Source organism: Micromonospora sp. NPDC048842, assembly GCF_040649935.1.
Classification (GTDB): Bacteria; Actinomycetota; Actinomycetes; order Mycobacteriales; family Micromonosporaceae; genus Micromonospora; species Micromonospora hortensis.
This window is the reverse complement of the sequence record NZ_JBEZGK010000016.1, coordinates 1-24,839: the sequence shown is the minus strand read 5'-3', so window position 1 is coordinate 24,839 and position 24,839 is coordinate 1. Positions and strand designations below refer to the sequence as shown.

Sequence of the window (24,839 nt, the reverse complement as noted above, 5' to 3'; positions counted from 1 at the left end):
CGCGGGACGGGGGACGGGCTGATGCCGCAGGGACAACCGAGTTCGGTGCCCGCTGACGGGTTGACGACCCGGCAGCGGCGGCATCGGCCATTGTTGATCGTTCACACCGGAGAAATGAAGGGGAAGTCCACTGCGGCCTTCGGGCTGGCGCTGCGGGCCTGGACCGCTGGGCTCCCGGTCGGGGTGTTCCAGTTCGTCAAGAGCGCCAAGTGGCGGGTGGGGGAGGAGAACGCCTTCCGGGCGCTCGGCGAGGTCCACGAGCGCACCGGCCAGGGTGCGCCGGTGGCCTGGCACAAGATGGGCGAGGGCTGGTCCTGGATCCAGCGCGGCGGCGACGCCGACCACGCCGCCGACGCCCTGGAGGGCTGGCGGCAGATCCAGCGTGACCTGGCCACCGAGCGCTACGGGCTGTACGTGCTGGACGAGTTCACCTACCCGATGAAATGGGGCTGGGTGGACGTGGACGAGGTGGTCGCCACGCTGGCCGACCGCCCCGGCTTCCAACACGTCGTGATCACCGGCCGGGACGCCGACCCGCGCCTGGTCGCCGCCGCCGACCTGGTCGCCGAGCTGACGAAGGTCAAGCACCCGATGGACGCCGGCCAGAAGGGCCAGAAGGGCATCGAGTGGTGAGCGCGCAGTGGGCGCTGCCCCGGGTGGTGGTCGCCGCGCCGGCCAGCGGCCACGGCAAGACCACTGTGGCGACCGGGCTGCTCGCCGCGCTGCGCCGACGGGGCCTGACGGTCAGTCCGCACAAGGTCGGCCCCGACTACATCGACCCCGGCTACCACGCCCTCGCCGCCGGGCGAGCAGGGCGCAACCTCGACCCGTTCCTGGTCGGAGCCGACCGGGTCGCCCCCCTGCTGCGACACGGCGCCAGCGTCCCCACGCCCGCCGACATCGCCGTGGTCGAGGGCGTCATGGGCCTGCACGACGGCGCTGTGGGCCGCCGCGACTACGCCTCCACCGCGCACGTCGCCCGGCTGATCGAGGCACCCGTGCTGCTGGTGCTGGACACCACCGCGCAGGGCCGGTCGGCCGCCGCACTCACCCTCGGCATGGCCACGTTCGATCCGGCGGTACGGATCGGCGGGGTGATCCTCAACCGGGTCGGCTCACCCCGACACGAGACGCTGCTGCGCGACGCCCTCGCCGAGGTCGGCGTACCGGTGCTCGGGGCGGTCACCCGTGCCGCCGAGGTGACCGCGCCGGCCCGGCACCTCGGGCTGGTACCGGTCGCCGAGCGGGCACCCGAATCCGTAGCGATCGTCACCGCGCTCGCCGAACTCGTCGAGGCCACTGTGGACCTCGACGCCATGCTCGCCCTGGCCCGGACCGCCCCGCCGCTGACCACCCCGGCGTGGGACCCGGTCGCCGCCGTCGGCGGGCCGGCCGGCGTCGAGCGGCCACGGGTCGCCCTCGCCGGTGGTCCGGCCTTCACCTTCTCGTACGCGGAGACCGCCGAACTGCTCACCGCGGCCGGCGCGGACGTCGTCACCGTCGACCCGCTGCGTGACCCGGCGCTGCCCACCGGCACCCGGGCGGTGGTGATCGGCGGCGGCTTCCCCGAGGCGTACGCGCAGACGCTGGCCGACAACACGGCGCTCCGCGCCGAGTTGGCCGACTTCGACGGGCCGATCGTGGCCGAGTGCGCCGGGCTGCTCTACCTCGGGCGGTCCCTGGACGGCGTACCGATGTGCGGTCGACTGGACCTGACCGCCCGGATGACCGACCGGCTCACCCTCGGCTACCGCGAGGCACTGGCCGTCACCGACTCCCCGGTGGCGCGCGCCGGCGAGCCGGTACGCGGCCACGAGTTCCACCGCACCACCACCGACCCGGGGCACGGCGACGCACCGGCGTGGCGCTGGAACGACACCGAGCACGGCTTCGTCGCCGGCCGGGTGCACGCGTCCTACCTGCACACCCACTGGGCCGGCCACCCGGACGCGGCCCGTCGACTGGTCGAGGCGTGCCGATGAGCGCCGACGCCACGCTCACCGGGGTCGGCGTCGGCCCGGGCGACCCGGAACTGCTCACCGTCAAGGCGGTGCGGCTGCTGCGCGAGGCCGACCTGGTCTTCGTACCCGTGATGGCGGACCGGGTCGCGCCCACAGCGACCGCCGGTGCGACGCCGCCGGGTGTGGACGCCGGGCGGGCCGAGGCGACTGTGCGCTCCCACGTCGCGGCGGAGCGGCTGCGCCGACTGCCGTTCGCGCTGGACGACCGGGGTGGGGTGACCGCGCGCCGGGCGGCAGCCTGGGACGACGCCGCCCGGATGGTGGTCGAGGCGATCGACGCGGGCGCGCGGTCCCTCGCGTTCGCCACCATCGGCGACCCGAACATCTACTCCACCTTCGGTTACCTGGCCCAGAGCGTCCGCGCGCTGCGCCCGGCGGTGCGGGTGGCGACAGTTCCCGGCGTCACCGCGATGCAGGAGCTGGCGGCCCGCAGCGGCACCCCGCTCTGTGAGGGACGCGAACCGCTCACCCTGTTGCCGGCCACCGCCGGCCTGGCGCTCTTCGCTGACGCCCTAGCCGGGCCGGGCACCGTCGTCGCCTACAAGGGCTGGCGACGGCACCCGGAACTGCTCGCCGAACTGCGCCGGCAGGGCCGCCTCGACGACGCCGTGCTCGGACGCAGCCTGGGGCTGCCCGGTGAACGCATCGGGCCGATCGACGACACCGAGCACGACCTGCCGTACCTGTCGACGCTGCTGGTCCCGGCCCGCCGCGAGCACCGAGGAGGAAAGCTGTGACCAGCGACGGCAAGGTGTGGTTCGTCGGAGCCGGCCCCGGGGCGGCGGATCTGCTGACACTGCGGGCCGCCCGGGTCATCGCCGAGGCGGACATCGTGATCTGGGCGGCCAGCCTGGTGCACGCCGACGTGCTCGACCACGCCCGAGCGGGCGCGGAGATCGTCGACTCGTCGCAGCTACCCATCGAGGGTGTGCTGCCGCTCTACCAGCGCGCCGCAGAACAGGGGCTGAGCGTGGCCCGGATCCACTCCGGAGACCCGGGGCTGTGGGGTGCGGTGCAGGAGCAACTGGACGTGTGCCGGGCGCTCGACCTGGCCGTCGAGATCGTGCCCGGGGTGTCCTCGTTCACCGCCGTCGCGGCGATCGTCGGGCGCGAGCTGACAGTGCCCGAGGTGGCCCAGTCGGTCATCCTCACCCGCCTCGAAGGCGGCAAGACCCCGATGCCGCCCGGCGAGCGGGTCCGCGACTTCGCCCGGCACGGCACCACGATGGCGCTGTTCCTCTCCGCCGCCCGCTCCGGGCAGGTGCAGGCCGAGCTGCTGGCCGGCGGCTACCCGGAGGACACCCCGGCCGTGGTGGCGTACCAGGCGACCTGGCCCGACGAACTGGTGGTGCGCTGCACCGTGGGCACCCTGGAGGCGACTGTCAAGCAGCACAAGCTGTGGAAGCACACCCTCTTCCTGGTCGGCTCGGCCCTGGCCGCCGAGGGCACCCGCTCGCACCTCTACCACCCCGGGCACTTCCACACCTTCCGCCGGGCCGAGCCGACCGCCCGCGCCGAGCTGCGCCGCCAGGCCGGCGCCCGCACCGGGGGGACAGCCACACCGGGGCACACACCATGACGTACGCCGAGCCGCCGCTGCGCGAGCCGGACCTGCCGCGTACCGCGAAGGTCCGGCCCACCGCGCTGCGCACCGGCTGGACCACCGGCGCGTGCGCCACGGCGGCGGCGAAGGCCGCGGTCACCGCGCTGGTCACCGGAACCACCCAGCAGGAGGTGGAGATCGGGCTGCCCGCCGGACGCCGGGTGCGCTTCCCGGTGGAGCGCTGCGAGGTGACCGGCACCCCACCGGTCCGGGCCGAGGCGGTGGTGGTCAAGGACGCCGGGGACGACCCCGACGTCACCCACGGCGCCGAGCTGACCGCCACCGTGAACTGGACCGACGTCCCCGGGCTGCGGCTGGCCGGCGGTGCCGGCGTCGGCACCGTCACCAAGCCCGGCCTCGGGCTCGCGGTCGGCGGCCCGGCGATCAACGACACCCCCCGCCGGATGATCGGCGAAGCGGTCGCCGAGGTGGTCGACCTCAGCGAGGTCGGAGTCGGGGTGGTCATCAGCGTGCCCCGGGGAGAGATCATGGCCCGCAAGACCACCAACCGGCGGCTCGGCATCCTCGGCGGCATCTCGATCCTCGGCACCACCGGGATCGTCCGCCCCTTCTCCACCGCGTCGTGGCGGGCCAGCGTCGTGCAGGCCGTGCACGTGATGGCCGCCCAGGGCGAGCCGACAGTGGTGCTCTGCACCGGCGGGCGTACCGAGCGGGCCGCCCGCGCGCTCCTGCCCGACCTGCCCGAGGTCTGTTTCGTCGAGGTCGGCGACTTCACCGGCGCCGCGGTGACTGCCGCCGTGGGTGACGCGATGACCGGTGTGGTCTTCGTCGGCATGGCCGGCAAGCTCGCCAAACTCGCGGCCGGCATCCTGATGACCCACTACACCCGCTCTACTGTGGACCTATCCCTGCTCGGTGCCGTGACTGCCGAGGCCGGCGGCGACCCCTCGCTCGTCGCCGCCGTGACCGAGGCGAACACCGGGCGGCACGCGTACGAGCTGTGGGAGGCCGCCGGGCTGCTCGGCCCGGCCGGCGACCTGCTCTGCCAGCGGGTCCGCCAGGTGCTGCGGCGCTTCGCCGGGCCGACGGTCACAGTCGACGTGGCGATGGTCGACTTCGCCGGAGCGCACGTCGTCGCCTCGTCCGGCCGGTGGCCCCGATGACGCGGATGGCCCCGATGACGCCGGTGACCCCCGTGACAGTGGTCGGCCTGGACGCGACGGGCGCACCGCCGCACCCCACGCTCGCACCGGTGCTGGCCACCGCGGGGCTGGTGGTCGGGGCCGCCCGGCACTTGGCCGCGGTGCCCGTACCGGCCGTCGCGGACACCGTCACCCTCGGGCCGCTCGCCCCCGCCCTGCGCCGCCTCGCCGAGGCCGTCGACGCCGGGGTGCCGGCCGTGGTGCTGGCCAGCGGCGATCCCGGCCTGTTCGGCATCGTCCGGCGGCTGCGCGCGGCCGGGCTGCCGCTGCGGGTGGTGCCGGCGGTGTCCAGTGTGGCCGCCGCGTTCGCCAGCGCCGGCCTGCCCTGGGACGGCGCCGCAGTGGTCACCGCGCACGGGCGCGACCCCCGAGCCGCAGTGAACGCCTGCCGGGCGCTGCCACTGGTCGCGGTGCTCACCGCGCCCGGCGCCGGCGCGGCCGAGCTGGGCGCCGGCCTGATCGGCTGGTCCCGCCGCCTGCTGGTCGCCGAGCACCTGGGCACCGCCGCCGAACGGATCCGCGCGGTCACCCCCGAGCAGGCCTCCGCCGGGACCTGGGCCGACCCGCACGTCCTGCTCAGCCTCGCCGACCCCGTACCGGCCGCGCCCGCCGACGCCGACGTCGTACCCGTCGGGTCTGCGGACGCCGCGCCCACCGATGCCGCGCCCGATCCGGTCGCACCCGGCGGGATGCGCGCCGACAACCAGCCCGCCGCCGCGCCGGCCGGCGGCTGGGCGCTGCCGGAGGACCGGTACGCCCACCGCGACTCCATGATCACGAAGTCGGAGGTGCGTGCCCTCGTCGTCGCCCGGCTGCGGCCCCGACTGGGCCGGCTGATCTGGGACATCGGGGCGGGCAGCGGCTCGGTCGGCATCGAGTGCGCACTGCTCGGCGCGGCAGTGCTCGCCGTCGAACAGGACTCCGAGGCCGGCGCGACCGTCCAGGCCAACGCCGCCGCGCACGCCGTGCACGTCCGGCTCGTTACCGGACGTGCCCCGGCGGCGCTGGCCGACCTCCCCGAGCCCGACGCGGTCTTCGTCGGCGGTGGCGGCGTCGACGTCCTCACCGCCGTGGTTGCCCGCCAACCCGAGCGGGTGGTGCTCACACTGGCCGCACTCGACCGGGTCGCACCGGCAGTGGGTCTGCTGCGCGCCGCCGGCTACACGGTCGAGGGCAGCCAGCTCTCCGCCGCCCGCCTCGCCGACCTGCCCGGCGGGTCGATCCGCCTCGCGGCCACCAACCCGGTGGTCGTCCTCACCGGGGAGCGCCAGTGACCGACCAGAATCCGCCCGCCCGGATCGGCCTGGTGGCGGCCACCGCCGCCGGCCGCCGGCACGCCGGCACCCTGACCGCCGCCTGGCCGCACGCCCGGCTGGTCGAGGGGGAGACCGTCGCCGACGCGCTGCGGACCGCCTGGGCCGGGTGCGACGCCGTGATCGCGTTCCTGGCCACCGGGGCGGTGGTGCGGATCGTCGCGCCGCTCCTCGACGACAAGCGCACCGACCCGGCGGTGGTGGTCGTCGACGAGGCGGCCCGGCACGCCGTGGCGCTGCTCGGTGGGCACGCCGCCGGGGGCAACGCGCTCGCCGAGCAGGTCGCCGCCCTGCTGGACGCCCGACCGGTGATCACCACCGCCACCGACGCTGTCGACCTGCCGGGGCTGGACACCCTCGGCTGGCCCGTGCAGGGCGCTGTCGCCGCGCTGTCCCGGGCCATCCTGGACGGCGAGCCGGTCCGGCTGATCGCCGACGCCGACTGGCCGCTGCCCGCCCTGCCCCCGAACGTGCGCGAGGCTGACGAGGACCCGACGGACGACGGGTACCGGCTGCTGGTCACCGACCGGGTGGTGTCACCCGACGAACGGACCGCCGTGCTGCGGCCGCCGTCGCTGGTCGCCGGCGTGGGCGCGAGTCGGGGCGTACCCGCCGCCGAGGTGGCGGAGCTGCTGCACCGGGTGCTGGCCGAGGCCGGCCTCGACCCGGCGAGCCTGCGCTGCCTGGCCACCGCCGACATCAAGGCCGACGAGGCGGGCATCCGCAGCACCGTCGACGCGCTCGGCGTACCCCTGGTGACCTGGCCGGCGACGCGGCTGGCGGCGGTCGACGTGCCGCACCCCAGCGAGGTGGTCCGCGCCGCGGTCGGCACGCCGAGCGTGGCGGAGGCCGCGGCCCTGCTCGGCCCGGACGGCCGGGCCGACGACGCGACGCTGCTGGTGGGCAAGACAGCGACGGCCATGGCCACAGTGGCGGTGGCCCGGCACGCGCCACGCGGCCGGCTGGCCGTCGTCGGCCTCGGGCCGGGCGCCGCCGACCTGCGCACCCCCCGCGCGGTGGCGGAGCTACGTCGCGCCGCGGTGGTGGTCGGCCTCGACCAGTACCTGGAGCAGGTCCGCGACGTGCTCCGCCCCGGCACCCGGGTGCTCTCCAGCGGGCTGGGCGCGGAGGAGGCGCGGGCGCGCGCCGCCGTCACCGAGGCCGCCGCCGGCCGGGCGGTCGCGCTGATCGGCTCCGGCGACGCCGGGGTGTACGCGATGGCCAGCCCCGCCCTGGAGTACGCCGACGAGCGCATCGACGTGGTGGGCGTGCCCGGCGTCACCGCCGCCCTCGCCGCCGGGGCGCTGCTCGGCGCGCCGCTCGGGCACGACCACGCCTACCTGAGCCTGTCCGACCTGCACACCCCGTGGGACGTCATCGAGCGGCGGGTGACCGCCGCCGCCGAGGGCGACTTCGTGACGCTGTTCTACAACCCGCGCAGCCGGGCCCGCGACTGGCAACTCGGCAAGGCGCTCGGCATCCTCGCCGCACACCGTCCACCGGACACCCCGGTGGGCGTGGTGCGCAACGCCAGCCGCCAGGGCGAACAGGTGCACCTCGCCACGGTGGCCACGCTCGACCCGGCCATCGTCGACATGTACAGCGTCGTGGTCGTCGGCAGCAGCGACACGCGGCTGGTCGCCGGCCGGATGGTCACACCCCGGGGGTACCGGTGGCGCTCGTGACGATCGACGCCTGCCAGGGCTGCGGCGCCTGCCTGCTCACCTGCCCCACGCACGCGATCCGACCGGTCGCCGGTGGCCTCACGGTCCGCGCCGACAGGTGCACCGGCTGCCTGGAGTGCCTGGAGATCTGCCCGGTCGACGCGATCCGCGTCGTCGAGCCCGACCCCTGTGAAGGAGCCCGATGAGCCGGGTAGTGCACCCCATCGAGGCCGAGTCGTACCGCATCCTGCGCGAGCGCGTCGACCTGTCGCACCTGCCGCCGCTGAGCCGCGCGGTGACCGAGCGGGTGGTGCACGCCAGCGCCGACCTCGCGTACGTCGACGAGCTGGTCTGCGACGAGGCCGCCCTGGAGTCGGGGCTGGCGGCGCTGCGCGCCGGGGCGCCAGTGGTCACCGACGTGGCCATGGTCGCCGCCGGGATCACCCGCGCCGGCCTGGAGCTGGTCTGCCCGGTCGCCGAGCCGGCCGCCGCCGCGCTGGGCCGCTCGGCCGGGATCACCCGCTCGGCGGCGGCCGTCCGGATCGCACTGGAGCGGGTCGGGGCCGGAGCGGTCTGGGTGGTCGGCTGCGCGCCCACCGCGCTTGTCGAACTGCTCACAGTGGACGCCGCACCGGCGCTCGTCGTCGGCCTGCCGGTCGGCTTCGTGGGCGCCGCCGAGTCGAAGGCGGCGCTGCGGGCCAGCGGCCTGCCCGCCGTGTCCAACGTGGGGGAGAAGGGTGGCTCGGCGGTCGCCGCGGCCGCCCTCAACGCCCTGCTCTACGCCGAGGAGAAGTCATGACCGGGTTGGTCATCGTCGGGCACGGCACGCGCAGCGCGGCCGGGGTCGAGCAGTTCGCCGCTCTCGTCGAGCGGGTCCGCGATCGCGGCGACATCGGCGACGTCGAGGGCGGCTTCATCGAGCTGTCCCGCCCACCGCTGACCGACGCGGTCGGCGCGCTCGTCGCCCGTGGGCACCGGGCGCTGGTGGCGCTGCCGCTGGTGCTCACCGGCGCCGGTCACGGCAAGGGCGACATCCCCGCCGCGATGGCCCGGGAGCAGCAGCGCCATCCCGGGCTGAGCTACCGCTACGGCCGCCCGCTCGGCCCCCACCCGCTGCTGCATGAGGCCCTCGAACAGCGCATCGACGCCGCACTGGCCGGCGCCGACCGGGCCGACACGCTGGCCGGCGCCGGCCGGGCCGACACGGAGCTGTCCGGCGCCGACCGGGCCGACACGTGGGTGGCGTTGATCGGTCGGGGGTCCACCGACCCGGACGCCAACGCCGAGGTCGCCAAGGTCGCCCGGCTGCTCTGGGAGGGACGCGGCTACGCGGGTGTGGAGCCGGGGTTCATCTCCCTGGCGCAGCCGTCGGTGCCGGCCGTGCTGGAGCGCCTGCGCCGCCTCGGCGCGCGGCGGATCGTGGTGGCGCCGTACTTCCTGTTCGCCGGGGTGCTGCCGGACCGGATCGTCGCCCAGTCGGCGGAGTTCGCCGCCGCCCACCCCGACCTGGATGTCCGCGTCGCCGAGGTGATCGGCGACTGTGACGCCCTCGCCGACCTCGTCCTGGAGCGGTACGCCGAGGCGCTGGGCGGTGACATCCGGATGAACTGCGACACCTGCGCGTACCGGGTCTTGATGCCCGGCTTCGCGGACAAGGTGGGTCGCCCGCAGCGCCCGCACGACCACCCCGACGACCCGGTCGGCCACCACCATCACGGGCACGACCACCACGACCACGGGCACGCACACCATGGGCACGACCACGGCTCGGTCGCCGTGGTCGGCGGCGGGCCGGGGCCCGACGACCTGATCACGGTACGGGGAAAGGCGCTGCTCGACGCGGCGGACGTCGTGGTGGTGGACCGCCTCGCCCCGCAGGGGCTGCTCGCCGGGCTGCGTCCCGACGTGCTGGTTGTCGACGCCGCGAAGGTGCCCCGTGGTCCGTCGATGGCCCAGGAGGCGATCAACGAGGCACTGGTGTCGCACGCCCGCGCCGGTCGCCGGGTGGTCCGGCTCAAGGGTGGTGACCCGTACGTCTTCGGGCGCGGCCACGAGGAGGTGCAGGCCTGCGTGGCGGCTGGCGTGCCGGTGACTGTGGTGCCGGGGGTGAGCAGCGCGCTCGCCGCACCGGCCCTCGCCGGCGTGCCGGTGACGCACCGGGGCGTGGCGCACGACGTCACAGTCGTGTCGGGGCACCTGCCGCCCGGGCACCCCGACTCGCTCGTCGACTGGGCGGCGCTGGCCCGGGCCCGGGGCACCGTCGTGCTGCTGATGGCAGTCGACACCATCGCCAAGATCGCGACCGTGCTGATCGAGCACGGTCGTGCCCCGGAGACCCCGGTGCTGGCTGTGCAGGACGCCGGGCTGCCCGACCAGCGATCGGTCCCCGCCCGGTTGGACGAGATCGGCGCCGTCGCCACCCGGGAGGGCGTCGGCCCACCCGCCGTCTTCGTCCTTGGCCCGGTGGTGGCTCTCGCCACCACCGGGCCGACCGGGTGACGACTACTCGCTGCGGGCGGTCTCCGGGCCGGTGATGCGTTCCAGTAGCGGCAGGGTGGAGGCGATGACGCCGAGGCAGGCTGCCAACCCGACCACGACGATCACGTAGAAGCCCGGCTCCGGCGCGACGAGGGTGTAGTCCATCTGCGCCCTGAGGAACAGATGGGCGGCGAGGAGGCCCATGCCGATGGCGACGGCGGCGACGGCGAGCATCGGCACGGCGCTCTCCAACGCCACCACCCGACGCAGAATCCGCACCGGAGCGCCGCTGAGGCGCAGCAGGCTGAACGGACGTCGGCGTTCGGTGAGACCGCCGATGACGCTGACCGCGAGGCTGCACCCACCGAGCGCGAGGCTGGCGATGATGACGACGTTGGCCAGTTGCTCCCAGCCCCGCAGCGTGTTCGCGAAGTCCGACTCGAAGTCACCGGGCACGTTCGGCCCCACCCAGAAGGTGGGGAAGGCAACCTCCAGCACGGTGCGGGTGCCCTCGACGGCGGCTGCGGAGCCGTCCGTGCCGACGACCATCGCCCCGACCGGTAGCCGTTGGAGTTCGTCGAGGGTGAGCGACGCGGCGGGCCAGACCGTCGCGGGCGATGCCGACTCCCGCCAGCGGCTGAGGCCGAACGGCACCTCGATGACGCTCGCGCCGTCCGCGCACCGGCCGTACGCGCTCGGCAGGTCGGTGCACGCGATCACCCCGACCTCGCCGGAGTCGGTCACCACCGGGTTCTCGCGGATGGCGGTCGCGGAGCGCACCCCGTTGATCGCCCGCAGCTCGGCGAAGAGCGTGCCGGGCACCGACGATGTCTGCTCGTCGAAGACGGTGGTCACAGTGCCCGCGTCGGTCGAGCCGGTGGGTGACGGGCCGCGGTTGGCGACGATCGTGGTGATCACTCCGACGGACACGCTCGTGACGAAGAGCGCCAGCATGATGCCGCTGATCGCCCGGAAGCCGGCCTTCGGGTTGTCGGCGAGGCGTCGCGCGGCGATGAGCGTGGCCGGGCGGTTGGCGTACCGGGCCATCACCCGGGCGCCGACCATCGTCAACCACGGGCCGGCGAAGACCAGGCCGGCCATGATGAGCAGCAGCCCGGGCAGGAACACAGCGGCCTGACCGTCGGACGTCTCGGGCCGGAAGCCGATGGCGAAGACCAGCACGGCGACGCCGAGCACCATCGGGATCAGCCGGTACGCGCGCGGAGCCTTGGGAGTGACCCGCCGGGTGACGCCCAGCGGTGAGATCCGGACCCGGCGCAGCGAGACCTGGGCCGCCAGCGCCGCGCCGGCCGGGACGCCGAGCGCCACCAGCAGGACGTCCAGCACGCCCAGGGACATGTCGCTGGGGAAGAACGGCATGCCGGTGAACGGGATGGCCGCGAGCGGGTCGCGGAAGGCGTAGAACAGGCCGAAGCCGACGGTGGTGCCGGCGACGGCGGCGGCTGCCGCCTCCACGGCGGCGACCATCGAGATCTGCCGGGGCGTCGCGCCGACCAGGCGCATCGCGGCGAAGCGCTGCTCCCGGCGGGCGGCGCTGAGCCGGGTGGCGGTGCCGATGAAGATCAGCACCGGAAACAGCAAACCGCCGGCGATCACGCCCAGGATCAGGTTCACAGTGGCCTCGGGGAGGGCGGGGGTCTCGCCGACGCTGGTGACCTTCTGCGCGTTGGGCAGTTTGGCGACCTGGTCGGGGGCGCCGCCGGCGATGACGAGCAGGGTGTCCGGCGAGGTCAGCGCGGCCGGACCAACGGTGCCCAGGTCACGCCCCGGGTAGCGGTCCGCCAGCTGGTCGGTCGGGTGGGCGGCCAGCAGTTCGCGAAACGCGGGCGAGGCGTAGTACTCGCCGGGGCCCGGGGTGGTCGGGATGCCGACCGGGGTGGGCGCTGTCGAGCCGGTCGCGGCGACGTCGATCCGAATGATCTGCTCACCGTGGAAGAAGTCCTGCCGGTTCGACCACCACAGCGGGTCGGCGTCGCCGGCCGAGGCGCTGGGATACATCGACGCGTATCGGGTGAGCTGGGCGTTTACCGCGTTGACCCCGGCGAGGGTGGTCAGCAGCAGCCCGCTGCCGACTGCGACGGCGGCGGCGATGACGACAAGGCGGGTCAGCGCCTCACGGCCGCCGGCCACGGCGAGGCGGAGCCCGAAGCGGATCACGAGGCGATCCGGTCCGGCGCGTTCACGCGCCCGTCGCGGACCATGACCTCGCGGTCGGCGTATGCTGCGATCCTCGGCTCGTGGGTGACCAGGATGACAGTGGTGCCCTGCTCGCGGGCGGCGCCGACCAGCAGGTCCATCACCTGCTCGCCGGTGAGCGAGTCGAGCGCGCCGGTCGGCTCGTCGGCGAAGAGCACCTGCGGCTCGGCGACCAGGCCGCGAGCCAGGGCGACCCGTTGCGCCTGCCCGCCGGAGAGCTCACCCGAACGCCGCTGCTCCAGGCCGTCCAACCCGAGGCGCGCGAACCAGGCCCGCGCCCGGGGCAGCGCCTGCTTGCGGTGTACGCCGCTGAGCAGCAGCGGCAGCGCGACGTTCTCCACAGCGGTCAGCTCGGGGACGAGTTGACCGAACTGGAACACGAAACCGAACCGGTCCCGGCGCAGGCTGCTGCGTTCGGTCTCGGCCATGGCGTGCACGTGGGCCCCGTCGAAGAGGATCTCGCCGGAGTCGGGCACCAGGATGCCGGCCAGGCAGTGCAGCAGGGTGGACTTGCCCGAGCCGCTGGGGCCCATGACGGCGAGGATCTCGCCCGCCTCCACGGCGACGCTGGCGCCGCGCAGGGCGGGGGTCTGACCGAAGGAGAACTCGACGTCGCGCGCTTCGATCACGGCGTTCACTGCCGTACCTCTTTCCGCAGGGCGTCCAGGCGGGCGCCGGTCATCTCGATCCATCGGAGGTCCGCCTCGAGGTGGTAGAGGCCGTGGTCGGCGAGCAGCGCGTCGACCAGGCTGCCGGCGCGCTTGATCTCGGTCAGCTCACGCATCCGGTGCAGGTGCGCGCTGCGCTGGGTGTCGAGGTATTCGTCGGCGGGACGGTCGAGCATCAGCGCGAGCACGACCTTGGCGAAGAGCACCGTCTGCAGGTGCGGTTCCGGGTCGACCGGTTGGGTCAGCCACTGCTCGACCTCGGTCGCGCCGACGTCGGTGATGATGTAGCGCTTGCGGTCCGGGCCGGAGCCCGGGGCGACGTCGCTGATCACCACCTTGCCGTCGCGGGCCAGCCGGCTGAGGGTGGAGTAGACCTGGCCGAACGGCAGTGGCTTGCCGCGGCCGAAGAAGGCGTCGTAGTCGCGCTTCAGGTCGTAACCGTGGCTGGGCTCGCGTTCGAGGAGTCCGAGGAGGGTCAGTGGCACGCTCATGCCAGCAGACTACACCGAGGGTATACCCCGCGTATATACCCTCGGTGTGTGGTGGATCGGCAGTGGTTCAGGCGTTGCTGGGGATGAAGTCGGGCGCGGCGCGGCTGGTGTGCGGTCAGCCGGTCAGGGCGCGGGCCACCGCGTAGCCGGCGGTGGCCGCGGCGAGCCCGGCGGCCACGCTGCCGAGCACGTTGGCCAGCGCGAGGAGTCGATGACCGTCAGTGGCCAGCCGCAGCGTCTCGTAGCTGAAGGTGGAGTAGGTGGTCAGCGCGCCACAGAACCCGGTGCCGAGCAACGCGCTGACCGCAGGGCCGGCCGGCCACCCGACCAGGACGCCCAGCAGCAGCGACCCGGCCACGTTGACGAGCAGCGTGCCCCAGGGGAACGCGGAGCCGTGCCGGGACTGCACGGCCCGGTCGGTGAGGTAGCGCAACGGCGCGCCGACGGCCGCGCCCAGGGCGATGAGCAGCGCGGTCATCGGGTCACCCGACGCAGCAGCCCGGCGGTGACGGCGTCGCCCAGGGCGACCGCGACGAGCGCCCCGAGCACCGTCGCGGCGAGGTACACCAGCGCCGTGCCCGGTGCGCCCACGACGATCGCCTGCTGAACATCGACCGCGTAGGTGGAGAAGGTGGTGAACCCGCCGAGCACCCCGACCCCGAGGAACGGGCGAGCCAGCGGAGGTCCACCGTCGAGGTGCCCGAGCACCGCCATCAGCACGCCGATCAGCAGGCAGCCGGACGTGTTGATGGTGAACGTGGCCCAACCGAAGCCGGCCGGTGGATGCGGAACGGCGTGTTGCAGGCCGGCCCGGGCCAGCGCGCCGAGCACCCCGCCGGCCGCGATGGCGGCGAGGACCGTCGCGGGGCGCGCGGTCAGTTCGCGGCGGTCGGCGGGGACGCGCAGGTCGACGTCGGGGTCGGTACGCGGCTCGAACGACTCTGGCACGGCTCCCCAGCGTAGTGCCGGCGGGGGCGGCGTCAGCGCAGTGCCGCCACAGCGGCGTCAGCGCACTGTCGGCGAGGGTCGCGTCAGCGCACCGCCGCGACGGCGGCGTCCGGGCCGCCTCTCCAGACCGTGCCGACCTCGCTGAAGCCCGCCGCGGTGAGCGCGGCCAGGTGCCAGGAGACCGGCGGGTTCCATTCGGGGCTGTGCCCGGTCGGGTAGATGGCGTGTCGCTGAGCGACCAGCGGGGCGAGCGCCGGGTCGGCGCCGGCCCGCTCCCACCAGTCCGACCAGGACAGCACCGAGCCGGCGGCGTACCGGGCGTTGCGCCGGTCCCGGGCCCGGTCCATCAGCCGCTTGGTCAGCTCCGGCACTGTGTCGTCGGGCATGTGATCGGCGTTGACGAAGACGCCGCCCGGTCGCAGCACGTCACGCAGTTCGGCGTAGAGCTGCCCGAGCCGGTCGGCCGGCAACCAGTGCAGGGCGGTGGCGGTGAGCACGGCGTCGTACTCCTGGTGTGGCAGCGTGGAGCGCCACTCGGGGGTGCCGAGGTCGGCCGTGATGATGGTGGCCCGGTCGGCCAGCGAGGCGTCGGCGATGGCGAGCAGCGCCGGGTCGAGGTCGACAAGTGTCGTCTCGGCGGTGGGGAAGCGCGCCAGCGTACGCAGCGAGATGGTGCCGGTGCCGCCGGCCAGGTCGAGCACGCGCGGCGGCCGGCCGTCGAGGACCGCGTCGACGGTGTCGAGCATGGCGGTGAATCGGTGTTCCCGGTCCGGGAGGTAGGCCTCCTGCTGACGGTCCCAGCTCTCCTGCCAGGCCCAGGGATCCACAATGTAAGGACTCATAGCGATCAGGCTAGTTACGGCACGAGCGTGTTGTCCAGACCTTGTTGCACATCTTTTGCAATTGCGAGAAGATGGCAGGGCGATGATCAGAGTGACGCCGGGCCGGGCATCCGCCCGGCCCGGCGTCCCCCTTCCGACGACGTCAGACCGGGGCGTCCACCAGGCTCGCGTCGGCCCGAGCCGGCTCGTCGCGGCGGGCCAGCCGCAGCGCGCCGAGGAGTACGCCCAGACCGATGAGGGTGAGTGCGGCGCCGGCCCAGATCGGCGAGGTGTAGCCGAGTCCGGCGGCGATCGTCACCCCGCCGATCCACGCGCCCAACGCGTTGCCGAGGTTGAACGCGGCGATGTTCGCCCCGGACGCCAGGGTCGGCGCCTGGTGCGCGTACCGCATGATCCGCATTTGCAGCGGCGGCACCGTCGCGAAGCCGAAGCCGCCCATCAGCACCAGCGCGACGATGGTCAGCACCGGATTCGTGGCGGTCAGCGCGAAGCCGACGAGCACCACTGTGAGCACCGCCAGGACGGTGACCAGCGTGCGCGACAGTGACCTGTCCGCCGCCCGGCCGCCGAGCAGGTTGCCCGCGAAGAGCCCCACGCCGAAGAGGACGAGCAGCCACGGCACGGTGCTGGTGGCGAAGCCGCTGACCTCGGTCAACGTGTAGGCGATGTAGGTGAACGCGCCGAACATCCCACCGAAGCCCAGGACGGTGATCACCAGGGAGAGCCAGACCTGCGGGTGTGTGAAGGCCCGCAACTCGCCGCGCAGCCCTCCGGCCGGGCGGTCGGCGTTGGCGGTGTCGGCAGCCGGGATCAGCAGGGCCAACCCGATCAGGGCGACCACCCCGATGGCGGTGATCGCCCAGAACGTCGACCGCCAGCCGAAGTGCTGCCCGAGGAAGGTGCCGAACGGCACACCGAGCACGTTGGCGATGGTCAGGCCGGCGAACATCATGGCGATGGCGCCCGCCCGGCGGGCCGGTGCGACCAGGCCGGCGGCGACCACGGCGCCGATGCCGAAGAACGCGCCGTGGCAGAGCGCGGCGACGATCCGACCGGCCATCATCACGGCGTAGTCGCCGGCGACGGCGGAGAGCAGGTTGCCGATGATGAACAGCACCATCAGGCCGAGCAGCACGGGTTTGCGCGGCAGGCGGGTGACCGCCGCGGTGAGAGCGACGCCGCCGACGGCCACGCTGAGCGCGTAGCCGGAGATCAACCAGCCGGCCACCGGCTCGGTGACCGCGAAGTCGGCGGCCACCTCGGGCAGCAGCCCCATGATCACGAACTCGGTGAGTCCGATGCCGAAGGCGCCGATTGCCAGCGCGATCAGGCCGGGCGGCAGGGACTTGTGGCGTACGGACATGGTCTTCCCATCGGGAGGGGTCAGATATGCGGCGCGTGCAACTACGCGCGCTGGCAACGAAATACTTGCACGCGCTTTATATCGGCGCAAGCGTGGTAACCTGGGGTCCGTTCAGATCACACCGAGGAGGCCGGCATGGGCATCGCCGACGACGCGGTCGAGATCCGCGCGCAGGGCTGGCGCACCCTCGCCGCCCTGCACGGGCTGATCGAGACGTCCCTGGAGCGGGCCCTACAGGCCGGTCACGATCTCTCCGTCGTCGAATACACGGTGCTCGACGCCCTCTCGCGCCAGGACGGCTGGCACATGCGGATGAGCCAGCTCGCCCGCGCCGCCGCGCTCTCCGGCAGCGCCACCACCCGACTGGTCACCCGCCTCGAACAGCGGGGGCTGCTCACCCGCATCCTCTGCGCCGACGACCGGCGCGGCATCTACACCGAGCTGACCCCGGCCGGCTCCGAGCTGCTCGCCCAGACCCGACCCACCCACGACCGGGTGCTCACCGACGCGCTCGCCCAGGCGGAGGCCACCCCCGAGCTGGCGCCGCTGGTCGACGCCCTGCACCGGCTGCCGGCCACCCGCTGACCGCCCCGCCGGCCCCGGCGACAGCGGGCGTACGGTACCCGCAGCCCCACCGGGACCGCCGCGCCAAGGAGGCAGCCGATGCAGGACCGCACCCCTCGTCCCGAGGAGCTGGAGCCGATCGAGCGCGCCAGCCTCGACGAGCTGCGCGCCCTGCAACGCGACCGACTGCGCTGGTCGTTGCGGCACGCGTACGACAACGTGCCGCACTACCGGCGGGCGTTCGACGCGGCCGGCGTGCACCCCGACGACTGCCGGGATCTCGACGACCTGGCACGCTTCCCGTTCACCGGCAAGGCGGAGCTGCGGGAGAACTACCCGTTCGGCATGTTCGCCGTACCCCGGGAGCGGGTGGCCCGCCTGCACGCCTCCTCCGGCACCACCGGCCGGCCGACTGTGGTCGGCTACACCCGCGACGACCTGCGCACCTGGGCGCGGCTGATGGCCCGCTCGATCCGCGCCTCCGGCGGCCGCCCCGGCGACCGGGTGCACGTCGCGTACGGCTACGGGCTCTTCACCGGCGGCCTCGGCGCGCACTACGGGGCCGAGGAGCTGGGCTGCACCGTCATCCCGGTCTCCGGAGGCATGACCGAGCGTCAGGTCATGCTGATCCGCGACTTCGAGCCCGAGGTCATCATGGTCACGCCCAGCTACCTGCTGGCCATCGTCGACGAGATGCGCCGCCAGGGCATCGACCCGCGGGCCACCTCACTGCAGGTGGGCATCTTCGGCGCCGAGCCGTGGACCGAGGACATGCGCCGAGAGATCGAGCAGCAGTTGGACATCCACGCCGTCGACATCTACGGGCTCTCCGAGGTGATGGGCCCCGGCGTGGCGACCGAGTGCGTCGAGACCAAGGACGGGCTGCACCTTTGGGAGGACCACTTCTACCCGGAGATCATCGACCCGGTCACCGGGGCGGTGCTGCCCGACGGCGAGCGGGGTGAGCTGGTGTTGACCTCCCTGACCAAGGAGGCGATGCCGGTGGTGCGCTACCGCACCCGCGACCTGACCCGGCTGCTGCCCGGCACCGCCCGGCCGATGCGCCGGATCGAGAAGATCACCGGCCGCACCGACGACATGATGATCCTGCGTGGGGTGAACATCTTCCCCACCCAGATCGAGGAGCTGATCCTGCGCACCCCGCAGCTCTCGCCGCACTTCCAGTGCGTCCTCGATCGGCACGGCCGGCTGGACTCCCTGACGGTGCGGGTGGAGCGGCGAGCCGACATCGACGTGGACGCCGCCGAGCGGGCCGGCGACGCGCTGGTCCAGTTGGTCAAGAACACCATCGGGGTGAGCGTGGCGGTCGACGTCCTCGCCCCGGACACCGTGGAACGGTCGATGGGCAAGATGCGCCGCATCGTCGACCAGCGACCGTCCGCCTGACCGCTGCCCGACGTACCCACGTCCCCTACCCTCGGCTGGTGGACACCATGACGTACGGGCGCCTGGGCCGCTCCGGTCTGCTGGTCAGCCGGATCGGCCTCGGCACCATGAACGTCGGGTACACGGTGGACGAGGCGACCAGTTTCGCTGTCATGGACGCCGCCGTCGACGCCGGCATCAACATCTTCGACACCGCCGACGTCTACGGCGGGCCACAGTCTCCGGGGATGCGGAAGGGCTATGGCATCGCGGAGGAGACCGTCGGCCGGTGGCTACGGCGCAGTGGGCACCGTGACGACATCGTCCTGGCCACGAAGGTGTACCAGCCGATGGGGCTGGGCCCGAACGACCGCCGGTTGTCCGCCTACCACATCCGCCGTGCGTGCGAGGCCAGCCTGCGGCGACTCCAGACCGACCACATCGACCTGTACCAGATGCACCACGTGGACCGGGCCACGCCGTGGGAGGAGATCTGGCAGGCGATGGAGCAGCTCGTCCGCGAAGGCAAGATCACCTATGTCGGCAGCAGCAACTTCGCCGGCTGGGACGTGGCACTCGCCCAGGCCGCCGCCTCGGCACGCCACTTTCTCGGCCTGACCAGCGAGCAGAGCCTCTACAACCTTGCCGTGCGCGCCGTCGAACAGGAACTCGTCCCCGCCCTGCGTCACCTCGGCGTCGGACTGATTCCCTACAGCCCTCTGCACGCTGGCCTGCTCGCTGGCGCGCTCGACGCCGTTGACCACTGCCGCACCACCGACCCCTCGACGCGGCAACGCGTCGAGGCGCACCGCGACCAGCTCACGGCCTACGAGGGGCTGTGCCGGGAGTTTGGCGCACAGCCGGCGGCCGTGGCCGTGGCCTGGCTGCTGCGCAACCCGGTCGTCTGCACCACCATCGTCGGCGCGACGTCGGTCGACGAGCTGCGACTCGACCTCGATGCCCTGTCCGTGCGGCTCGACGACGAGGTCATGGAGCGACTCGACCAGATCTGGCCCGGGCCGGGAGAAGCCCCGCAGTCCTACGCCTGGTGAGCTGACGACCGGTAGGTGACGCCGAAGGGCAGCGAGCAGGCCCCCCAGGTGTGGCAGTGGTCGACATAGGATCGGGTCCATGCGCGTGCTGGTGGTCTCCGCCCCGCTCGTCGGGCACGTCTTCCCGCTGGTGCCGCTCGCTGTCGCGCTCCGCGACGCCGGCCACGACGTGCTGGTGGCCACCGGCGGTGGTGCCCTGGCCGCCGCCGATGCCGGTCTGCCGGTGCACGACATCGCGCCGGGCTTCGAGTTCGGCCGGATCGCGCTGCGGGTCTTTCCCCGCCATCCGTTGATCGCGCGGGCGGAGATGGCCGGCACCGCCGGCACCCGGGGCGCCGGCCTGCTGTTCGGCGCGCTCAACGACCAGCTCACCGATCCGGTGGTCGCGCTGGCCACCCAGTGGCGGCCGGATCTGGTGCTGTACGAACCGTTCGCGGTCGCCGGTGCGGTGGCCGCCGCGCGCCTCGACGTGCCGGCCGTACGTCAGGAGAACGCCCTCTTCGACGGCCGGGACCTGGTCCGCGCCACCGTCGCCCGACTCGGCGCGGCGCTGCGCCGGCACGGCCTCACCGAGCTGCCCGCGCCGGCCGCCGCCCTCGCCGTGGCCCCACCCAGCGTCGCCAACCAGGGCGGCTGGCCGATGCGCTACATGTCCTATGTCGGCGGTGGCGAGCTGCCGGCCTGGCTGCGCGAGCCGGGTGAGCGCCCCCGGATCCTGGTCACCCGCAGCACCCTCACCGGCCCCGGCGACAGGGGGCCGATGCCCGCCGTGGTGGCCGCCGCCGCCCAGGTGGACGCCGAGATCGTGCTGGTTCGCCCCGACAAGCGGTCGGCCCGTTCGGTGCCCGGCAACGTGCGGGTGGTCGACTGGATCCCGCTCGACGAGGCGTTGCCGGCGAGCGCGGCGCTGGTGCACCACGGTGGTGCGGGCAGTGCCTTCGGCGCCCTCGCCGCAGGCCGGCCCCAGCTGGCCACCACGGGTCCCGGGGACCGGCGGCACAACGCCGAGCTGGTGGCCCGCCGGGGTGCCGGCCTGGCGCTGCGCCCCCGGGACATCACCGCGCGGGCACTGACCCAGCTGCTCACCGACGAACGCCTGCGGACCGCTGCCGCGCAGGTCAGCCGCGAGATCGCCGCGATGCCGGCACCGACCGACCTGGTCGCGCGGCTGGCGGCGCTGGTCTGACTTTTGATCGGCGGGTCACGTCCTGACGACGGATCGCAGGGATGGCGTGCCCGCCCCGCGCCCACACAGGTTGAGGACACATGCGCACCACCACGATCGGCGACGTGAAGATTCTGCTACCGGACCTCGAACCGGACGACCTCGACACCACGTCGGACCTTGACGGCGGCCTCACCGAGGCCCTGGTCGAGGGCGCGGCGTGGCAAGGCTCGCACCTGGATGATGCCCGCATCCGCAGCAGTCTGATCACCGGCGTGGACGTGAGCGAGAGCACCTGGGAGGCCGGCAGCCTCTACGGCTGCGAGATCACCCGCACCGACTTCTCCGGCGCGACCCTGACCGGCATCACCATCGAACGCTGCGCCATCACCGGTTCCCGGTTCACCGGCACAAGACTCACCGACGTACGCCTCAAGGACGTCCTGTTCGACGGCTGCCGCTTCGACTACGCCACCCTCCAACGCGTCGCCGTCGCCGGCTCGGTCGCTTTCACCGACTGCACTTTCACCGACGGCGCGTGGTCCTCCTGCCGACTACCGCGGGTCGCGATGCGGTCATGTGACCTCGCCGGACTGGAATTGGTCTCCTGCCACCTCGACGGCGTCGACCTGCGGGGTAGCCGGCTCCAGGGACTCAAGACGCCGCTGGACAACCTGCGCGGCGTCACCCTCGGCGAGGACCAACTTCCTGACCTCACCCGGCTGATCGTCGCCGCCCTCGACCTCACCGTGCGCAACGACTGAAGCCGAGGAGGCGTCGTGCTCGCTGAACCCACTGGCAGCTCGGACACGGTTCTCGTCTGCGTCCGGGGCAACTCCGGCTCCGGCAAGAGCAGCATCGCCCGCGAGCTACGACGCCGGCACGGCCGAGGCTGCGCCCTGGTCGAGCAGGACTACCTGCGCCGCATCCTGCTGCGCGAGCGGGACAATCCCGGCGGTGCGGCACCGGCGTTGATCGGGCAGACCGTCCGGTTCGCGCTGGACCACGGCTATCACGTCGTGCTGGAGGGCATCATGCACACCAGCCGCTATCGGGGCATGCTGACCGCCCTGCGGGAGAGCCACCGAGGGCGGTCCCTGTTCTGCTACCTCGACGTGTCCCTGGCCGAGACCCTGCGCCGGCACCTCACCCGCCCGCAGGCCGGTGAGTTCACCGCCGAGGTCATGAGCGGCTGGTACGCCGCCCATGACGTCCTGGACTGGCCCGACGAACTCGTCCTACCCGAGACCACCGGACTGAACGAGGCCGTCAACGCCATCGCCGCTTCGGCTGGGCTACCCCAGAACGGACGCGATGACGACCTGCCTCCGAGCGTTCTGTCCCCGTCGAGCAGCTCAGCCGCCTACTGACTGGGACGCTGACTCGACTGAATCGGCCATAGCCGCAAACAGTCGGACTCACGCAACCCGGTCGGACCCGATGACTCGACCATGATCATGGTCCCACCCCGCGTGGCCACACCGGACGGCCGATCGGCTGCGGCAGGATGACCGGATGCGACACGTCGTGCTGTTCCACTCCGTGTACGGGCTGCGGCCCGCCGTGCGCGCCGCCGCCGACCGGTTGCGCGCCGCCGGGCACCAGGTCAGCGCCCCCGACCTGTACGGCGTCCCGGCCACCGACACCGTCGAGGAGGGCTTCGCGCTGCTCGACAAGATCGGCCACGAGGTGGTTCTGGACCGGGCCCGGGCCGCGCTGCGTGACCTGCCACCGGAGACGGTGCTCGCCGGCTTCTCGATGGGCGCCGGGGTGGCTGGCGCGCTGCTGGCCGAGCGCCCCGACGCCGCCGGTCTGCTGTTGCTGCACGGCACCGGTGGCGCCCCGGACGCGGTCCGACCCGGGTTGCCGGTGCAGCTGCACCTCGCCGACCCGGACCCGTACGACGCGCCGGACGAGGTCGACGAGTGGCAGCAGGCGCTGACCGACGCCGGTGCCGACCTGACGGTCTTCCGCTATCCGGGCGTGGGCCATCTGTTCAGCGACCCGGAACTGGCCGAGTACTCGCCGAACGCCACAGCGGCGGCCTGGCCACGCGTGCTGGCCTTCCTGGCCGCCCGCTGAGCACCCGTCCCACGGACCGCGCCTGCGTGGCGCTCGCCCACCACACCGGATGGTCGGCCGCGCGTGCTCGGGTCAGGTGGACAGATGTTGGGTGGGGCACCTACGGCTTCAGCACGATCTTGCCTCGCGCATGGTGGGACTCACTCAACTCGTGGGCGGCGGCCGCCTCTTCCAGAGAGAACACGGCCGCGACCGGCACTGTGAAACGACTCCGCTCGGCGAGTTCGCTGGCGGCGGCGATTCCTTCGAGAGCCGGTGTGTCCGCGCCGGGGCCAGAGCCGCGCGACAGGTGCACGCCGTAGGCCGCGGCGTTGATGTCGGCGATGCTCACCACCCTGTCCGGGCTCGCGACCAGGCCGACCAGGTCTGGCATGGAGCCAGAGCCGGCACAGTCGAGTACGACATCCACCCCGCCGGGCACCAGTGTGTGGACACGCTCGGCCAGCCTGGGGCCGTAGGTGGTCGGGATCGCCCCGAGCGAGGCGACGAACTCATGGTTGCGGTCGCTGGCCGTGCCGATGACGGCCGCCCCGCGAGCGACAGCGAGCTGGATCGCGGTCGTACCGACCCCGCCGGCCGCGCCCTCGATCAACAGCGTGGTGCCGTCCTTGACGCCCAACCGGTCGAGCACCCGGGTGGCCGTCTCGATGTTGCCCGCCGCGCCCCCGGCCTGCTCCCAGGTCAGGGTGGTCGGCTTCCGTGCCCACGCGGCCAGAACGGCGTATTCGGCGTTCGCTCCGCCCATCTGGGCGTAGTCCGTGATCCCGAAAACCTCATCGCCTACCCGAGCTGTGGTCACCCCGTCACCGATCTCATCCACCACGCCGGCAGCGTCGACACCGGGCACGTGCGGCAGGCGGAGCGGAATCCACTCCTGGAATCGACCGGCGCGAACGTACGTGTCGGCCGGATTGACACCCGACGCCCGAACCGCCACCCGTATCTGGCCGGGTCCGGCGTGGGGTTCCGGTTTCTCCGATACCTCAAGGACACTCGCGGGACCGTACTTCGAAAATTGCAAAGCCCTCATGCATCCGGACGCTAACGCACGCCGCTGTCCGCCTCGCTAAAGTGAGAGTGGTGACCGATCGTTTGCCTCACGCTCTTCGCTCCGACGCCCTGGACAACCGCGAGCGCATCCTCGAGGCCGCCCGCGCGGTCTTCGCCGTTGACGGCCTGGACGTGCCGATGAGGGAGGTTGCCCGGCGCGCCGGGGTTGCACCCGCCACCCTGTACCGCCGGTTCCCGACCAAGGAGATGCTGGTCACCGAGGCATTCGCAGAACAGATGTACGCGTGTCGCGGCGTTGTCGACGAGGGCCTTGCCGATCCGGATCCGTGGCACGGTTTCTGTCTCGTGATCGAGAAAATGTGTGAACTGCACGCACGCGACCGAGGCTTTACCGCAGCTCTCATGTCGACCTTTCCCCATGCAGTTGATTTCGAGGCGCGCCGCGAATACGCGCTCAGAGCGATCGACGAACTTGCTCGCCGCGCCAAGGAAGCGGGTCGACTTCGCCCCGACTTCGTCCTGGACGACGTCATCCTCGTGCTGATGGCCAACAGCGGTATCCGCGTGACCTCGCCGACTGCTCAGGTCAGCGCCTCCCGGCGCTTCGCCGCGCTCGCCATCGCGGCCCTCCGAGCCTCCCCGGATGTCTCGCCGCTCCCGCCCGTGGCGCGGTTGGCGCCCCCGGCGTCGGTATCCAGAGGCAGCCAGGTGGGCTAGTACCAACGCCGTTCAGTTAAGCGGTTGGGCGGATCGTCAAGGCGTGTCTGAGGCGTAAAGCAGCGGAGCTCCGGTATAGAGGGTGGTCACT

26 protein-coding genes are annotated in these 24,839 nt (G+C 73.2%); 18 read left to right on the top strand and 8 right to left on the bottom strand.

Going from position 1 to position 24,839, the window contains the following annotated elements:
• Window positions 1–21 precede the first annotated feature (21 nt).
• The 10 genes from cobO to cobA are packed head-to-tail and all read left to right on the top strand — an operon-like array spanning window position 22 to window position 10,263.
• A complete protein-coding gene (gene cobO, locus AB0C19_RS22005) occupies window positions 22–633 on the top strand; it encodes a cob(I)yrinic acid a,c-diamide adenosyltransferase (protein WP_357188124.1) in 612 nt (203 codons plus the stop codon).
• Complete coding sequence (locus AB0C19_RS22000; RefSeq protein WP_357188122.1) at window positions 627–1,982, top strand: cobyrinate a,c-diamide synthase; 1,356 nt, start codon at window positions 627–629, stop codon at window positions 1,980–1,982. Before cobO ends, AB0C19_RS22000 begins: the two co-directional genes overlap by 7 nt.
• Entirely contained in the window at window positions 1,979–2,758 is a 780-nt protein-coding gene (cobI, locus tag AB0C19_RS21995) for a precorrin-2 C(20)-methyltransferase (RefSeq protein ID WP_357188120.1), read from the top strand. Before AB0C19_RS22000 ends, cobI begins: the two co-directional genes overlap by 4 nt.
• A complete protein-coding gene (gene cobM / locus AB0C19_RS21990; protein ID WP_357188118.1) occupies window positions 2,755–3,600 on the top strand; it encodes a precorrin-4 C(11)-methyltransferase in 846 nt (281 codons plus the stop codon). The genes cobI and cobM overlap by 4 nt, the downstream gene beginning before the upstream one ends.
• Window positions 3,597–4,748: a cobalt-precorrin-5B (C(1))-methyltransferase gene (locus AB0C19_RS21985; RefSeq protein WP_357188116.1), complete on the top strand. Its 1,152-nt coding sequence runs from the start codon at window positions 3,597–3,599 to the stop codon at window positions 4,746–4,748. The genes cobM and AB0C19_RS21985 overlap by 4 nt, the downstream gene beginning before the upstream one ends.
• Window positions 4,745–6,061 carry a precorrin-6y C5,15-methyltransferase (decarboxylating) subunit CbiE gene (gene cbiE / locus AB0C19_RS21980; RefSeq protein WP_357188114.1) on the top strand — a complete coding sequence of 439 codons (1,317 nt, stop codon included), beginning with the start codon at window positions 4,745–4,747 and terminating at the stop codon, window positions 6,059–6,061. The genes AB0C19_RS21985 and cbiE overlap by 4 nt, the downstream gene beginning before the upstream one ends.
• Window positions 6,058–7,785, top strand: a complete 1,728-nt coding sequence (cobJ, locus tag AB0C19_RS21975) for a precorrin-3B C(17)-methyltransferase (RefSeq protein ID WP_357188112.1) — start codon at window positions 6,058–6,060, stop codon at window positions 7,783–7,785. Before cbiE ends, cobJ begins: the two co-directional genes overlap by 4 nt.
• On the top strand, window positions 7,773–7,970 hold the full coding sequence (locus AB0C19_RS21970; protein ID WP_112588067.1) for a 4Fe-4S binding protein: 198 nt from the start codon (window positions 7,773–7,775) through the stop codon (window positions 7,968–7,970). Before cobJ ends, AB0C19_RS21970 begins: the two co-directional genes overlap by 13 nt.
• Entirely contained in the window at window positions 7,967–8,563 is a 597-nt protein-coding gene (locus tag AB0C19_RS21965; RefSeq protein WP_357188110.1) for a precorrin-8X methylmutase, read from the top strand. Before AB0C19_RS21970 ends, AB0C19_RS21965 begins: the two co-directional genes overlap by 4 nt.
• A complete protein-coding gene (gene cobA / locus AB0C19_RS21960; protein ID WP_357188108.1) occupies window positions 8,560–10,263 on the top strand; it encodes a uroporphyrinogen-III C-methyltransferase in 1,704 nt (567 codons plus the stop codon). Before AB0C19_RS21965 ends, cobA begins: the two co-directional genes overlap by 4 nt.
• Window positions 10,264–10,266: 3 nt before the next feature.
• On the opposite strand, the gene AB0C19_RS21955 is transcribed toward cobA, so the two are convergent.
• The 7 genes from AB0C19_RS21955 to AB0C19_RS21925 form a co-directional block, all read right to left on the bottom strand.
• Entirely contained in the window at window positions 10,267–12,420 is a 2,154-nt protein-coding gene (locus AB0C19_RS21955) for an FtsX-like permease family protein (RefSeq protein WP_357188106.1), read from the bottom strand.
• Window positions 12,417–13,097 (bottom strand): ABC transporter ATP-binding protein, encoded by a 681-nt coding sequence (locus AB0C19_RS21950; protein ID WP_357188104.1) that lies wholly within the window; start codon window positions 13,095–13,097, stop codon window positions 12,417–12,419. Before AB0C19_RS21950 ends, AB0C19_RS21955 begins: the two co-directional genes overlap by 4 nt.
• Window positions 13,094–13,618 carry a PadR family transcriptional regulator gene (locus AB0C19_RS21945; RefSeq protein WP_357188102.1) on the bottom strand — a complete coding sequence of 175 codons (525 nt, stop codon included), beginning with the start codon at window positions 13,616–13,618 and terminating at the stop codon, window positions 13,094–13,096. Before AB0C19_RS21945 ends, AB0C19_RS21950 begins: the two co-directional genes overlap by 4 nt.
• 115 nt (window positions 13,619–13,733) lie before the next feature.
• Window positions 13,734–14,096 carry a fluoride efflux transporter CrcB gene (gene crcB / locus AB0C19_RS21940; RefSeq protein ID WP_357188100.1) on the bottom strand — a complete coding sequence of 121 codons (363 nt, stop codon included), beginning with the start codon at window positions 14,094–14,096 and terminating at the stop codon, window positions 13,734–13,736.
• Entirely contained in the window at window positions 14,093–14,566 is a 474-nt protein-coding gene (locus tag AB0C19_RS21935; protein ID WP_357188098.1) for a CrcB family protein, read from the bottom strand. The genes crcB and AB0C19_RS21935 overlap by 4 nt, the downstream gene beginning before the upstream one ends.
• An 83-nt stretch (window positions 14,567–14,649) precedes the next feature.
• Window positions 14,650–15,408 (bottom strand): class I SAM-dependent methyltransferase, encoded by a 759-nt coding sequence (locus AB0C19_RS21930; protein ID WP_357188096.1) that lies wholly within the window; start codon window positions 15,406–15,408, stop codon window positions 14,650–14,652.
• Window positions 15,409–15,550: 142 nt separating this feature from the next.
• On the bottom strand, window positions 15,551–16,771 hold the full coding sequence (locus tag AB0C19_RS21925; RefSeq protein ID WP_357188094.1) for an MFS transporter: 1,221 nt from the start codon (window positions 16,769–16,771) through the stop codon (window positions 15,551–15,553).
• Between the two features lie 135 nt (window positions 16,772–16,906).
• Between AB0C19_RS21925 and AB0C19_RS21920 the strand changes: the two genes are divergently transcribed.
• The 7 genes from AB0C19_RS21920 (at window position 16,907) to AB0C19_RS21890 (ending at window position 23,020) form a co-directional block, all read left to right on the top strand.
• Window positions 16,907–17,356, top strand: coding sequence for a MarR family transcriptional regulator (locus tag AB0C19_RS21920; protein WP_091398381.1), 450 nt, complete (start codon window positions 16,907–16,909; stop codon window positions 17,354–17,356).
• 78 nt (window positions 17,357–17,434) lie between these two features.
• Complete coding sequence (gene paaK / locus AB0C19_RS21915) at window positions 17,435–18,742, top strand: phenylacetate--CoA ligase PaaK (protein ID WP_357188091.1); 1,308 nt, start codon at window positions 17,435–17,437, stop codon at window positions 18,740–18,742.
• A 47-nt stretch (window positions 18,743–18,789) separates the two neighbouring features.
• Window positions 18,790–19,773 (top strand): aldo/keto reductase, encoded by a 984-nt coding sequence (locus AB0C19_RS21910; protein WP_357188309.1) that lies wholly within the window; start codon window positions 18,790–18,792, stop codon window positions 19,771–19,773.
• A 79-nt stretch (window positions 19,774–19,852) separates the two neighbouring features.
• Entirely contained in the window at window positions 19,853–20,959 is a 1,107-nt protein-coding gene (locus AB0C19_RS21905) for a nucleotide disphospho-sugar-binding domain-containing protein (RefSeq protein WP_357188089.1), read from the top strand.
• 80 nt (window positions 20,960–21,039) lie between these two features.
• Entirely contained in the window at window positions 21,040–21,702 is a 663-nt protein-coding gene (locus AB0C19_RS21900) for a pentapeptide repeat-containing protein (RefSeq protein WP_357188087.1), read from the top strand.
• A 15-nt stretch (window positions 21,703–21,717) separates the two neighbouring features.
• On the top strand, window positions 21,718–22,308 hold the full coding sequence (locus AB0C19_RS21895; RefSeq protein WP_357188085.1) for a kinase: 591 nt from the start codon (window positions 21,718–21,720) through the stop codon (window positions 22,306–22,308).
• 145 nt (window positions 22,309–22,453) lie between these two features.
• Entirely contained in the window at window positions 22,454–23,020 is a 567-nt protein-coding gene (locus AB0C19_RS21890) for a dienelactone hydrolase family protein (protein WP_357188083.1), read from the top strand.
• Between the two features lie 100 nt (window positions 23,021–23,120).
• On the opposite strand, the gene AB0C19_RS21885 is transcribed toward AB0C19_RS21890, so the two are convergent.
• Window positions 23,121–24,050 carry an NADP-dependent oxidoreductase gene (locus AB0C19_RS21885; protein ID WP_357188081.1) on the bottom strand — a complete coding sequence of 310 codons (930 nt, stop codon included), beginning with the start codon at window positions 24,048–24,050 and terminating at the stop codon, window positions 23,121–23,123.
• A gap of 50 nt (window positions 24,051–24,100) precedes the next feature.
• On the opposite strand from AB0C19_RS21885, the gene AB0C19_RS21880 reads away from it, so the two are divergent.
• On the top strand, window positions 24,101–24,748 hold the full coding sequence (locus AB0C19_RS21880) for a helix-turn-helix domain-containing protein (protein ID WP_357188079.1): 648 nt from the start codon (window positions 24,101–24,103) through the stop codon (window positions 24,746–24,748).
• The last annotated feature ends 91 nt before the right edge of the window (window positions 24,749–24,839 follow it).